This is a genomic window from Limisphaera sp. VF-2, assembly GCF_049537125.1.
GTDB lineage: Bacteria > Verrucomicrobiota > Verrucomicrobiia > Limisphaerales > Limisphaeraceae > Limisphaera.
The window spans coordinates 449,859-463,550 of sequence record NZ_JBMVQY010000002.1 but is presented as its reverse complement, the minus strand read 5'-3'; the positions used below and the strand labels follow the sequence as shown (position 1 = coordinate 463,550).

Here is a 13,692-nt window from a genome sequence, read left to right as displayed (position 1 = left end):
GACCGAGCGGGACAGAGAGGCTACAGGTTCCCGCCTCCTTCCCGCTCCGTTCGGGGCATCTGCACCGGCACTTTGAAGGCAAACGCCTCCGCTGGCAAGCGACCCGGGCAGCCCCGGTTTGCTCCGTTGATCTTCGCCAGTTGTCGGTTGGAACCCGGGCAGGTCGAGTTTTGGGGACGAGTGGGAGTTTGGACCTCCTCCCGTCCGATCAAGGCTTCGGCTCGGCTGACAGCCCTTTGCGCCGCAAGGGCCGATCGGCCACCTCCGGATCCCAACCGCGGTGCTGCCGTACGAAGCCGCAGTGAACCCCCTTCGATGTTCTCGCCCCGACGCACGTGCCCCTTGTGCCGGCGGGAGACTCGTGGCCTCGGCCGGTGCGCAAGCCGGCCGGGCTTTGACCCCAACGCGCCCCGCCGCCACGGTTGCCAGCAGGGAACCGACCCGGGCTTGAATGCCCATGGACCGCTGAGGGCGCCGGCACACCGCTTTCCAGATTCCTCCCCCACGACCCGCCGCACCGGGCGCATGAGCCCATGCAATCCTCCCCGGTCGGGATCCGTCCGCGGGCGTGCCGCCCGGACCAAGTGCCGGCGGCCCGACAGCCAGGACTGCTGGAGAGATTACTTCTCCGGCATTCGTTCCACGCCCTCATCGCCGTCACTCGAGAAGCCCTGGGAATCCAGGGCCGGAGCACCGAGGAGCCGGAGACGGAAACTCCCGAGCCCACGAACAGGAGGCGCCCTGGCAGCGCGTCGAAAAGGCTGCCCCTCCCAAAAACCCCGGTGCACACCCTCCGATTTGCGCAGACCGTTTCCCGAAGAAACCTCTTTCCCACCAGATTGAGAGAAACTCTGAGGCTCTCGAAAAACTGCTGTTTCCCGACGGAGAGGAGCGTGATGACCCCTTTTCGATCGCCAGCACAGTGACCGAGCGCTCTTTCAGGCTCCGTTGCGCCACTCTGCAACGCCGCCTTCGCCGGCCGCTGCAAAAGGCATTTGCGGTTCTTGCCGCAGGCCGCGTGAGACGCCCAACCTCCGGATCTCAACCGGACCACGTAGCCCCGGCCGCAAGGCGGCGGACCAAAGATCTCCACCGCCCCATGTAGCCACCGCCGTAAGGCGGCGGACCCCGACCAGAATGGAGGGATGGCAGCCCCGCAGCCAGCCGGCCGACACCCGATCACAACTGGCACTTTCAGCCCCCGTCAGGCGGCGGACACGCAATCCCAGCGAGGATATCTTGCCGCCGACAAGCGGCAGACCCGGAATCCAGGGAAGTGCTCCCGCTCGGCCGACCAGCCACCACGATGCCCCATTTTTCGTAGCCGCGGCCGTAAGGCCGCGGACCAAAGACCTCGACCGCCCCATGTAGCCGCCGCCGTAAGGCAGCGGACGCGGCAGCCGTAAGCAACTTTCCTGAACCACACCCACCACTCTCACTTGGGTCCACCGTGCGTGGATCTCCCGCGGCACCCGATGTTTCATAGCCGCCGCGGGCACGCGGCGGACAGGCCGCAAAGAAACTCCCCCTGGCTCTCCTCGGGCCACAGACTCGGCGCATGGTAGCCGCCGCCGTCAGGCGGCGGGCCAGAAATCCAAAAAAGGGCCCCACCCCGCCGAGCAGCCACCGCGATCACGCACTCGGGTAGCCGCGGCCGTCAGGCCGCGGACTACCGAACCGAAAACAAACTGATTCGCCGCCGCCCTCAGCCAGCGGCCCCCGGACCTCCAGACGGATTCCCTCTCATCCACCAAAGCCTCCGCGCATGACCGGATGGACCCTTCGGATCATGAGTTCATCCACCGCCGCACCCAGTATGGGGTAGCCGCCGACGTAAGTCGGCGGATGCCACCGAATCGCCACCAAATAGCTACCGACGGGAATCGCAGGCTGACTTCCGAACTCCGCCGTCTTCCCGCGGGCGGCCACCTTCGGTTGCCACGCCCGGGCCCGATGGCCCCCGCACAGCCGGACCACCAAAGAGCGACCCCCTGCCCGCCGTCCCTCGAAGGTTTCAAGCCCTTCCCGCTCGTTCCGATCACGATCCTTTTCTGCGTATTCTGCATGCTCTGTGGGCCGATCCGTGGCCACCGACCCAAGTCGGCGGGACCGCACCCAGGCCGCTTCGTGCCCGCTTTGTCGATTCGTCTGTCAATCCCCTTCTGTATGCTGTGCGTGTTCTGTGGGCTCTCAAACTCTGTAGCCGCCGACGTAAGTCGGCGGATCCAAGCCGGGCCGGCACCGACGCAAGTCGGTCAATCACCTTCCATCTGCGTTTTCCGCGTGCTCTGTGGGCACTCCACTCCGTAGCCGCCCGCGGCAGCCGGCGGACCCTTCCATGATCCGCCGCGTCGCCACGGCGGCTGGCCGATGACTTCTGCGTGGTCTGCAGGCTCTCCCCTCTGCCGGTCTTTGGGTGGCGCGGGGTTCCAGCCTGCCGGATCGCGGATCTCTGGTCTGCGAGGCACCGGAGTTGGATGAGGGCCGCAAGTTCAGGAGCGCTATGGAGCTTGCCCGGGGTGTGTCTGGGTCTGGCTTCCTTGGTACCCTTGTCCGGAGCAGTGTCAAGGGGCCATCGAAGCGGCCTTTCCGCCCGCGGGCGGGAAGGCCGGGGGGCCGACCCGTTCGCGCAAACCTGGCGGAGTCCTTGACGCCACCCAGTCGCAGCTGGAACCGCCGATGCCCGTGTTCCCAGCTCGAACCGTTCCCAGAGCGGCCCCACCGGGCCAGCTCGCATCGGCAAGAAGGAGCGGAAACACCATGAACACCCTCTCCGCAGGTCTCGACCTTCGCCCTGGAAAACCCGCAGCTCCCCTGGGCCGGTTGCCTCTACGACCTGCCCAACGCCCCGGCCAGCCATCGCCGCCTGGTCCAGTTGCTCAGCGGCGACCCCGCCGCGCACGTCCTCTGCGAGGCCGCCGGCGGCTGGAAACGGTCCCTGCGGGCCGCCCTCCACCAGCCCGGCATGCGCGTCACCGTGCTCAACCCCGCCCGGGTGCGCCATTTCGTCCAAGCCCGGGGCCCTCGCCCAAGACCGGCCCCTTGGAGGCCGCTCGGTTAACCGCTCTCCCGCTTCTTTCCCGCCGACGCGGCCCATGGGACGGCCGGGACCGCATCAGTGGCCGGCCGGGCGCCGGTGGGACGCGCGCTCTCCGCGGCAGCCCTGGTAGTGGCGCGGGCCCACCGCCGGATGCGCACCTTGTATCCGTCGCTGTGTGTAGCAGCAAAACCCGCCAAGGCGGCCTGACAGCGGCGATGCGCACACTGCTCATCCTCCTGAAGCACCGGCTCAACGACCGCAGGCTCGCTCCGGCTCGAGCAGTCCCGTTGCTCTGAACCGTCCAACCGACTCGCCGGTCACACCAAAAACGCCGTATACGGCCCTGTGCAGCAGGCCGGCTGGCACACAGACTTTGTCCCAGCCTGGGGCTTTCCGACGTTCCTTCTCACCGGCTCCGGACAAAAGCCGTCTCCTTGCGTTTGGCCGAACGACGTTCCCACGCCATACACACACCGAACCCACATCACAGGCCGACACCACATCCTGCTGCAACACATCCAGTCCAGAGTGAGGCAGAGCCGTTCGAGATCGTCCCAACACACTCGCCACGTGCAAATGAGAGATATGCTGCCCCAATTGCCAGCCACAGCCACGTGGGGACGGATCGCAATGGTCTGGCTCTGCCCGTCCGGCCATGCATGAAACCCACCACCCCTTTCTCACGGACCGCGCGAGGAACTCCCTGAAACGCATGGCAGGCGCGGAACAACACAACCCAATACAAAGGATCGCAGCCATTTGGCGACACTCGCGTGCGTCTACGTCATCGACTCCGATCAACAGCCCGGCCAAGAAAAGGCCGACGCACACCAGGATCGCAGTCCACGTTATGCTCTTCGTCGGCTTGTGGTCTTCCTATTTACCCTAGGCTCACACTTCGTCCAGGACGTTGCTTTGGGAATCCCAGAGGCCCGTCAACAAGAGACCCGTCACACCCCCAGGCTCCTGCCAGCCAGGCGGAGTCCACGGATCGATCTGGCGCGTCCACGCAAGGACCGCGCCACGTTTGACATCGCGCGTCGCGGAACCGATGACGTAAACACCCGCCCTCGTCACGGCTGGGATGATGTCGAGTCACGCCTCGGCGTTTGCTGCAATACTTCCGGTGGCATCACCTGAGACTTTCAGTTCGACGCCGAGCCCGACTGGTCCACCACCAACAACTGACATCCCACCATTCGGCCCACGGTCCTCGTCGAGCAGATAACCCTTGCCACCACCAGACATTTCACCAGAACACCACGTGACGGTCGTATTTGCGTGCGTTTGTTGTTGAGCCAGCGAGACGATCGCATCACTTCCATAATACACCCCGATCGGGTCACCTCACGGTATATCGACAGTGGCGGCAACTTGCCTCCGGAACCTTTCCCCACCCCCACTTCCACTCCGGCCTCAATGCTTGCGGTAGAGCAACCATCGCACTTCTCGACAACGCCTGAAGCATCCCATGCACGATAGATTCCCATGGCAATATTTGCAGAACATCTCCATTTCATTGTCCCTAACTTGCAGCCTCGATGTTGGCCGAGAATATCGATATGCTTCCTCGGAACCCGCGCAATGAATGCGTAACGATTCACATCCCCTCGGCCCTCGCCGACAGGATCTTTGGTTAACCCATGGACAACGGTGCAAGGGTAACCACGGAATTCATACTGCACTACGTCACTCGTAGAACAAGTGTGCTTGGTCGAGGACCGAAGCGGGTTCTCCTTGGGCATGAGACCGGTGGCGCGAATCGACTCGCCACACGGACCTTATTCGTAACGGCCGGTCTCGGTGCCGGCGGCCGCGGACAACAACCGCCAGGCGTTCCCGTTGCCCTCGTAGGTCACAACCTGCCTCCCCGAGGCCGGACTGCTCGCCAGCCGCACCCAGAGCAGACCACCCACCTCACCGTCCAGCGTCTCGCTGAGGCCAAGGCTCCACACGTAGCTGCGCACCAGCGCGTCGTTCGTCGTGTTCAGCTCGACCACGTGTCGGCCGAAAAGCACCGGATCGCTCACGGATTTCAGGTCCTCCGTCACCACCCAAACCCCGTTGCTCAGCACGTAGCTGGTCTGCCTCGTGCGCCGGCCCAGCGCATCGTACGCCCAGTCCACCCGACGCCAACTGGCCCGGTCGCTGGCCCCGTAGCTCATCACCCGCACCAGCCGGTTCTCCGCGTCCCAACTGTACATCCACCGCCCGTCCCGTACAAGGTTGCCATCCCCATCGTACACCAAGCTTTCAGCGCTCTGCGCCACAAAGTCCCCCCGCATCTCCGATTGCACCCGGTCCGGATGGCCCCGCACCACCCCAGGTTCGTCACCACCACCCACACCCCGCCGGTCCGATTGTTCACCTGCGCCTCCCCGTACCAATACCGCCCCTGTCGTACCACCGGCGCCCATTCGTTGGTCCCCCACCACAGCGTCACCGTCGCATTCGCCGCCAACTCCCCCGACACCGCCAATCCACGCCGCTACCGTTCGACCTGCAAGTGGTCTAAAGATTCTCGCCCTGCGTAGCACAGCCACCTCGCTGGAATCCGACGTCCCCTCAGCCCATTGCGCCTTCAGCGCTAGCGGAACACAGCAGCCCAGCCGATGCACCCTCCGCCGTCGCTGCCTTTGCCTGCGAACACAGGCACCAGCTATCCAGCACAGGATGCTGAACGAACAAGCCACGCTCTAGCCCGCCCGCGCTACGCTACATCTCCCCGCCCATCTGGCACAAACGCAGACTTGGGCCTTATTGCAGGAATACATCTGGAAACCTGTATCGTTTCCCTGGTTGCAGTTGCTTTATACAACTTATGCCGTTACTTGGCGCATTCATTCCAGCTACCGTACGTTCGCGACCGTCAGGGACACGAAATACTATCCCGTAGAGATTTGTAATTAGCGGACTGTGGTTGGTGAGCCCGTGTTCCGCCGCGATGTTGGTGGATTCGCGTACGAAAGTGTGCACCACCTCAGCTTCGAATGATGCTTGCGTTTTTAGCTCGACAAGTGTCTGCGCCACGTCCGTGACGTTACCCACTCTAAAGAAATCCCCGCGGCGGGCCGCTTCATAGCGGACGCCTGACATCACCACGAACACTAGGCCAAGCACCGCAATACAGCTGCCGACAAAAGCAAGTGGTAAGCGTGGAATCATTTCCAACAGTTAGAGAGGAGGGAACCTTCCAGGATCGGGAGGCGGTGGAACCTCCAGTTGGTGGACCAGCTTCGTTCCATCCGACGACACGCATTCAAGTGTGATCGATGGTGGAGTCACCACCGCGGAAATCCAGTACCCATCATCCGCTGGCGATATGAAGGTGGCACCAATGCTGTCGGTGTACTCGCGCCGGCCCCATCTACAGGTGCCGTGACTGTCTGCAACTTCATGGCTGGCTGACCACATGGCATCTTTCGGGGGCTGTGTCGGCTTGCTGAGGTTGTACCACCGAAAGGCTCCAGTTTCCCGCTGCACGTACTTGCATCGGGAGGCTGGCCCTTGGACCTTCCAGACGACGCGCATGTTGTTCCCAAAGCGCAAAGACCCATCAAGATTAATGACCCATCCCCACTCAAACTGGTCGTTCCCGGGCGAAAAGGTCACCGTGACACTAATGCATTTGCAGGGACAGTACGGCGGATGAGCCTCTGCGCACATGCCAGGGATGGTAAGGCCCAAGAGGTCATAACGCTTCACCGGGGAATTCTCCGCGTAGCCATAGAGATTGAGACCTCCCCATTCCCTGACAGGGTCCCTGCTTAACCACCTCCCCAAGCCCGCGTTGTAAGTACGATACTCATAAAGGACCAAACCGCTGTGCGCATCCGTCCGCTTGGTGCTCAAGCGGAAGGGGTGGGAGGGAGCAGCGGGGCCAGTGGTGCGGAGGGGTTCGCCGAAAGGACCGTATTCGTAGCGCGCGGTCTCCCTGCCGGTGCTGCCGGAAAACAACTGCCATACGTTCCCGTTGCCGTCGTAGGTCACAAAATGCGTTTCCGAGGCCGAACCGCTGGCCAGCCGCACCCAGAGCAAGCCGCCCACGCCACCGGCACCGTCCAGCGTCTCGCTCAGATCCAAACCCCACACGTAGCTGCGCACCAGCGCGTTGTTCGTCGCGTTCAGCTCCACAATGTGCCGGCCAAACAGCATCGGATCGCTCACGAATTTCAGGTCTTCCGTCACCACCCAGACCCCGTTGCTCAATACATAGCTTGTTTGCCTCGTGCGCCGGCCCAATGCATCGTACACCCAGTCCACCCGACGGCAACCGGCCCGATCGCTGGCCCCATAGCTCATCACCCGCACCAGCCGGTTCTCCGCGTCCCAACTGTACACCCACCGCCCGTCCCGTACAAGGTTGCCATGTGCAACGTAGCTAAACCGCGCACGCATTTTCGACACGAACGCCTGACCCGTGATCCTGCTTTCCTGCCGTCGCCCGAAGCCAATCGGTGCCGCAGCCCACGTTCATGACCGCCGCCCGACCAGATCCTCGGCATTCTCTCTAGGCAAGTTCCCGAAGCAAGAGCCGCTATTCCCATCCGGCAGCTCCATGTTAAGGCCCATTCTGAGCGCGTCGGTGGCATCGTTCAGCACCTGCGCACAGCCCCGCGGCCTGCGGCTGACAACTCTTCTGACAAAGCTCGTCGTTCACTGCAAACAATTGCCATGAAATACAGTACTGGTGTTACACATCATTCTCGCTAGCCGTAGCAAGTAACGCGGTATCGCACCCCGCGACGTCCGTATGGTTTACCTACGTGCCATCTATCCTATCACCGGCGAGCTGCAAGCGGCCGCGGATGTATCGGATTATTTGGTGGCGCCACTGTGTACCAACGCTCTTACGTAGTTGTGTATCTGCTCAGGTGTCCCTTCACGGACAAGCGTCCGAAACGTGTTTAGCCGTTTGCGCTTTTCTTCCTCGTTCGCTTTGTCCTCCAGCTGTAACCAGATAGCGAACATCGTCGCATCGGCTGGCAGTCTCGAATATTGAAAGTGCATGTGCTGAGTTTTGAGAAGCCGTCTGAGCCCCAGTTCTCTCGAATTCGCGAGCCTCCAGTCCGCTGGTAATTCGTGAACACCATACTGCTTTAACAGTTTAGAATACTCGGTGTCTGCAATGGATTCGCGGTAAATACGGCCAAAGCTCACGCAGACCACCTTCACCCTGCCGCTATTTATGTCGAAATAACTGTACGAGGTCGCGGCCACCTGGGGAAAGGCCAAGACAACAATGGTAACGATCGTGAGCGCGGAGAAAACGCCCGCGGCAACTTTCGCGTACATTGTCATCTACCCGCTGGTTTGCACTGTCTGTCGGCGTTCTGCTTGTCACGCTTGAAGACGATCCAGTCCTCCTTGTCAACGTGCATCAAGACCTCAAGCAGGTAGGCATCATTGTAAGGATTTGAGGTCTCGTCATCAGTTCCCTGGCCATGTGAGATCTCGTGAAACATCGTCGAGTCTCGATCGTTGGCGCTTTGCTTGAACCATCCATTGTCCAGAGTGAGTTCATCGTCATACCAAGGAACCGGCGAGTTCCAGTACTTCGCATACACGTCTCCCAAATCCCCGCGGTAGATTTCCAGATTCCAGCCGGGATCTTCAATCTCCCTGACCATGCCCTCCAAGATCCTTTTGAGGTGTTCGAGATTTTTAATGAGCTTCGCGTACGCGGCACAGCGACACAGCTTGGAAAGCTTGCTGATGTTGTCGTCCATCTGCTGGATCAACGCTTTGGCCCTGTCCCTGACTCGCGCGATCGAGTTCTGGATTCCCTGCTTCTCCGCTTCACTGAAGCTGTCCTTCCACTCGTATTCGTAGAGGCCGAGCAAATCGAAGGCGCCGAGAGGATCGCAGCAGAGGAACCCGTACAGATTGTTCTCTGCTTGCCGAGCACGACCAGGCCAGCGCCCTGCACTCTCAAAGCCCGCCTCCACGACAGGATCGCGGCTAAGCCACTTTCCCAAGGCCGGGCTGTACAACCGGTACTCGTAGAGTACCAGTCCCGTGGCCGGGTCGGTGCGTTTGGTGCTGAAGCGGAAGGGGCTAGAAGCGGCGGCAGGACCGGTGGTGCGGAGGGCGTCGCCGAAGGGACCGTATTCGTAGCGCCCGGTCTCCGTGCCGGTGCTGGAGGAAACCAACTGCCACACGTTCCCGTTGCCGTCGTACGTGACGAAATGCGTCCCGGACGCCGGACCGCTCGTCACGCGCACCCAGAGCAGACCACCCACGCCACTCGCACTATCCAGCGTCTCGCTCAGGTCCAGGCCCCAAACATAGCTGCTCACCAGCGTCTGGTTCGTGGCGTTCAGCTCGACCACGTGCCGGCCGAACCACACCGGATCGCTCACGAATTTCAGGTCCTCCGTCACCACCCAAACCCCGTTGCTCAGCACGTAGCTAGTCTGCCTCGTGCGCCGGCCCAGCGCATCGTACGCCCAGTCCACCCGACGCCAACTGGCCCGGTCGCTCGCCCGGTGGCTCATCACCCACCCCAGCCGGTTCTCCGCTCCCCAACTGTACACCCACCGCCCGTCCCGTAGAAGGTGTCCAGGAGCCCCCCGAGCAGGAGACTTACATTTCCCCGTCGCTCAGCAACGCTCGGCAAATGGACTCTGTCTGACTTCCGCCTGGCCTCCAAAACCATGCGCTCCGCCTTGTCACTGAGGCGAAGGAAACACTGCCTCAGGGCAACTGCAACAGTATACGACTGGCCTTCTGGGCGACAAGCCCCATCCCCATGATCAAGCCAGTACAGAGCCCCAGGAACGCCGCCACGATGATGAAGCACATCCTTAATCCGCGCTCCTGCTGCTGGTGCGACCGGTACGAACTCCGCAGCGCCGCTACCAGGTCGCTGTGGCTTCCTCCACGCCACACACCGACAAACACCCACGCCGCATAAAAAACAACTACGTACGCCAGATAAAGATGAACGAGAAGTGAAAGCAGTTGCAATAGCAGAAATGGCCACAACTCGCCCGCTTGATGTTCACTCGCCATACTGAGGCCGAGCGTCGTCGCCATCCCAACTAGGCAAGCAACCGGAAAGGCCATGAAATGCATCGCAGCACGCTGGTCATAACTGCCCACACTGAGGGAATGCTTGCGAATGTACACAAAGCACCTTACCCAGATGCCAATGCCGGCTACATAGGGCAACGCCCACAACAGCGATGTGCCAAGATGTCGCATGCTGTCACTCAGTCACCCGCTCCATACAGCGTTCATAGCCTTTCTGGCATTGCTCCAAGCCGTCATTGAAGGCGTCAAGACACCGTGCGCTTGAGACGAGGAACACGATGCTGTCGACTCCGGCGCAAAGCACGACACAGGTGGCGTAATGTCCAGAAGGTAGCCACTTTAAGCAGCCGAGGACGCAGGCGGCAAGACCTATTCCGATACTTGGCCCCGTGCAGCCCAAACAGCTTCGGAGGTTCTGCAGATTGTCACTCACGCACCTCGTGAACCACTGTTGGCACCACGCCGCCTCGATCCTCAGGCCAAGAACGTCCACGCGGCTCACACCGTTATTAGCAACCCATCCGTATGGTGGGCCCAAGCTTTCGGCTCTCAAGAGCTTTTGGTCTCTTAGAGGCTTTCCGGTGGAATAAAAAGAGATGAAACTTTCATCTGCCAACGGATCTCGGGTCAACCATCTTGCCAAGCTCAGGCTGTAAGCGCGGTATTCGTAGAGTACCAGCCCCGTTGCCGGGTCTGTGCGTTTGGTGCTGTACCGGAAGGGGTTGAAGGGAGCAGCGGGGCCGGTGGTGCGCAGGGGTTCGCCGAAGGGGCCGTATTCGTAACGGGCGGTCTCCGTGCCGGTGCTGGCGGAAACCAACTGCCAGACATTCCCGTTGCCGTCGTAGGTCACAAAATCCGTCCCCGAGGCCTGACCGCTCGCCATCCGAACCCAGAGCAAGCCGCCCACGCCACCGGCACCGTCCAGCGTCTCGCTCAGGTCCAGGCCCCACACGTAGCTGCGCACCAGCGCGTGGTTCGTAGCGTTCAACTCTGCAAGGTGCCGGCCGAACCACACCGGATCGCTCACGAATTTCAGGTCCTCCGTCACCACCCAAACCCCGTTGCTCAGCACGTAGCTCGTCTGCCGGATCCGCCGGCCCAGCGCATCGTACGCCCAGTCCACCCGACGCCAACCGGCCCGATCGCTCGTCCCGTAGCTCATCACCCGCACCAGCCGGTTCTCCGCGTCCCAACTGTACACCCACCGCCCGTCCCGCACAAGGTTGCCATGCCCGTCATAGATCAGGGTTTCGGGAGTCTGTGCCACAAAGTCCGACCGCACCTCCGATTGCACCCGGTCCGGATTGCCCCGCACCACCCCCAGGTTCGTCACGCCCGCCAATCCACCTGTGCGCTTGGGCGTCCGCCAGTTGCTGCGAGACATTTCCGCCGACTTCCGTCGGCGGCTACCGATTTGTCTCCGGTGGTTCACCTGCGCCTCCCCGTACCGGTACCGCCCCTGCCGCACCGCCAGCGCAACGAATGGTCCGCACTTTCCGGCAGGGCCCGCACTGCGTCGGCCGCAGTACGACCTCCGGTCAGGGCCAATCCCGGCTGAGGCGCGGGTCACCGGACCAAAGCGGGTGCGAAAACCGTGCTCATGCTCTTGACTCAGCCGCCGGCAAAGACCGGGCACCAGGGCGAGGTGACATCGGCCCCGACCCGGGGAGCAGCCTTCACGAGGCGGGGCTGAACTGGTTTGGGCCGAATCCACTCGCTGGCCCCCAATGCCACGGGGTGCAACCCCGACGGCCATGGGGCGCGCCGCACGGACCGGTTCGACCGTCCGTTCCACCGCCACTGCCCCCAACTCCGAGGACCAACCCGAAGCCGGGCTCCGCGAAGGGACCGCGGCAAAAACGCAAATGGGTTTCGTCGCTCTCTCCTCGCTCTGCATCGCCGTGACCCGTGCGCAAACATCGCAAGGGTTCGATCAGCGCCCGGACAATCTGCCTTTCACTGGCGCTCCGAGAGGGCACCCTGATTCGTGGCATGTTGAACCTCGAGCAGACCTTTGTGGTTCGGGGAGAGGTGCAGGAACGGCTGGCCCGGGTCATGCACGAGCGCGAGAGGCTGGTTCAACAGCTGCAGCGTCTGGTGCGCGGTGCCAAGGTGCTGGGCCTGCCCGTGGTGTGGGCCGAGCAAAACCCGGCACGACTGGGCCCCACGGTGGCGGAGTTGCGAGTTACTGACCGACCAGACTCCGGTGACGAAGATGACCTTCAATTGTTGTGCGGACGGCGGCTTTCAGCGCGTGCTCGAGGCGGGAGCTCGGCCCCAGGTGTTGATGGCCGGAATCGAAGCGCACGTGTGCGTCTATCAGACGGCGCGAGCACTCGCGGCTGCGGGGTACGAGGTGGAAGTGGTTGCGGATGCGGTCTCCTCTCGCAATCCGGAGCACAAGGCACTTGCGCTGGCCAAGCTGCAGCAACCGGGGGTGGGATGGACCTGCGTGGAGATGGCGCTGTTCGAGTTGTTGCAGACTGCGGAGGCGCCGGCGTTCAAGGCGATTCTGGAGATTGTGAAGTGACCGCGAGGCGCCGAAGGTCGGCGGCTAGGAGACTCGGCCCACAGAGCACGCCAAGAGAAAAGGCCCACAGAACACACAGATCACGCAGAAGAAAAAAAACAATGCTGGCAGGGTCTGCCGATGGATGTCGGCGGCTCCGAGTCTGTGGACGGGAAGGCCGCGGTCCGGCAGGTTGGAAACCTCCACTGCGGAGGCAGCGGGTTGGTCGATGCCAGCCCACCGCCATTGCCCATGTGCGTGCTCCATGGGCCATCCAAAAGGCCCTCTGAGTGATCTGCGTGATCTGTGGGCTGAAGAGAAGAATCTGGTTGGCGTCCGCCGCCTCAAGGCGGCGGCTACGAGGCGCAGAGCCCACAGAGCACACAGAAAGAAAAAGCCCACAGAGCACACAGAACACGCAGAAGAAAAAACAATCCTGATCCGATCCGCCGACGATGTCGGCGGATACGAGTCTGCGGACGGGGAGGCTGCAGCCCGCCAGGTTGGAAATCACCGCTACGGATGCGGCGGGATCGCGGCCGTCCAATCCATGCGAGACCGACAGTGCCGTTCCGTTTTGAGCGGATTGCGGAATCGTGCGGAGCGTTGAGTTCTTGGTCGTGTCAAGAGCGGATTTGGCAAGCGATCCTGGCCTCCCCTCATGGGTTTGGAGGTGGCAAGCCGGGCGCGGGTTGGACCAGGTGCGCTGGGCCGGAACAATAATGGCCATTGGAAACTCGATTTTGCGCCACTCCGGGTTGCGGATCGCCCTGGCCCGCCCCGCCTTTGCCCCTTCAGCTGGGTAGGTTTACGGTTTCTTTCCTCGCCCGCCGTGGGTGCTCAACGACTGTCCTGCGCTCCCCTCCCGCGCCCTCGGAGTTTGGCCTTGCTCCGGGTGGCGCGGGCGGGTATGGTGAAACGCGGTTGGCTGGGGACGGCTTGCCACAGTGCAGCCTCCTCTTGTGCTGCAAAAGATTTGGAACGCCGGTTCCGCAGCGGCCCGCACAGGACGGAGAGATGGCCGAGTGGCTGAAGGCGACGGTTTGCTAAACCGTTATACGGGCTTAAACCCGTATCGGGGGTTCGAATCCCCCTCTCTCCGCCAGTT

11 protein-coding genes and 1 tRNA gene are annotated in these 13,692 nt (G+C 62.3%); 2 read left to right on the top strand and 10 right to left on the bottom strand.

Going from position 1 to position 13,692, the window contains the following annotated elements; genetic code table 11:
- Window positions 1-1,743 precede the first annotated feature (1,743 nt).
- The 10 genes from ACPDIT_RS09220 to ACPDIT_RS09175 form a co-directional block, all read right to left on the bottom strand.
- Window positions 1,744-2,091: a hypothetical protein gene (locus ACPDIT_RS09220; RefSeq protein ID WP_423442911.1), complete on the bottom strand. Its 348-nt coding sequence runs from the start codon at window positions 2,089-2,091 to the stop codon at window positions 1,744-1,746.
- 1,840 nt (window positions 2,092-3,931) lie between these two features.
- Window positions 3,932-4,117 carry a hypothetical protein gene (locus ACPDIT_RS09215; RefSeq protein WP_423442910.1) on the bottom strand — a complete coding sequence of 62 codons (186 nt, stop codon included), beginning with the start codon at window positions 4,115-4,117 and terminating at the stop codon, window positions 3,932-3,934.
- A gap of 18 nt (window positions 4,118-4,135) precedes the next feature.
- Complete coding sequence (locus tag ACPDIT_RS09210) at window positions 4,136-4,372, bottom strand: hypothetical protein (protein ID WP_423442909.1); 237 nt, start codon at window positions 4,370-4,372, stop codon at window positions 4,136-4,138.
- Between the two features lie 449 nt (window positions 4,373-4,821).
- Entirely contained in the window at window positions 4,822-5,385 is a 564-nt protein-coding gene (locus ACPDIT_RS09205; protein ID WP_423442908.1) for a hypothetical protein, read from the bottom strand.
- Window positions 5,386-5,797: 412 nt separating this feature from the next.
- Entirely contained in the window at window positions 5,798-6,205 is a 408-nt protein-coding gene (locus ACPDIT_RS09200) for a hypothetical protein (RefSeq protein ID WP_423442907.1), read from the bottom strand.
- A gap of 9 nt (window positions 6,206-6,214) precedes the next feature.
- Window positions 6,215-7,438 (bottom strand): RHS repeat domain-containing protein, encoded by a 1,224-nt coding sequence (locus ACPDIT_RS09195; RefSeq protein WP_423442906.1) that lies wholly within the window; start codon window positions 7,436-7,438, stop codon window positions 6,215-6,217.
- 420 nt (window positions 7,439-7,858) lie between these two features.
- Window positions 7,859-8,335 (bottom strand): hypothetical protein, encoded by a 477-nt coding sequence (locus ACPDIT_RS09190; protein ID WP_423442905.1) that lies wholly within the window; start codon window positions 8,333-8,335, stop codon window positions 7,859-7,861.
- A 2-nt stretch (window positions 8,336-8,337) separates the two neighbouring features.
- Entirely contained in the window at window positions 8,338-9,576 is a 1,239-nt protein-coding gene (locus tag ACPDIT_RS09185) for an RHS repeat domain-containing protein (protein ID WP_423442904.1), read from the bottom strand.
- A 160-nt stretch (window positions 9,577-9,736) separates the two neighbouring features.
- Window positions 9,737-10,171: a hypothetical protein gene (locus tag ACPDIT_RS09180; protein WP_423442903.1), complete on the bottom strand. Its 435-nt coding sequence runs from the start codon at window positions 10,169-10,171 to the stop codon at window positions 9,737-9,739.
- A 79-nt stretch (window positions 10,172-10,250) separates the two neighbouring features.
- Window positions 10,251-11,408, bottom strand: a complete 1,158-nt coding sequence (locus ACPDIT_RS09175; RefSeq protein WP_423442902.1) for an RHS repeat domain-containing protein — start codon at window positions 11,406-11,408, stop codon at window positions 10,251-10,253.
- A 771-nt stretch (window positions 11,409-12,179) separates the two neighbouring features.
- Here ACPDIT_RS09175 and ACPDIT_RS09170 point away from each other — a divergent pair.
- Window positions 12,180-12,605 (top strand): isochorismatase family protein, encoded by a 426-nt coding sequence (locus ACPDIT_RS09170; protein WP_423442901.1) that lies wholly within the window; start codon window positions 12,180-12,182, stop codon window positions 12,603-12,605.
- A 990-nt stretch (window positions 12,606-13,595) separates the two neighbouring features.
- Window positions 13,596-13,689: transfer RNA gene (locus ACPDIT_RS09165), tRNA-Ser, on the top strand.
- The last annotated feature ends 3 nt before the right edge of the window (window positions 13,690-13,692 follow it).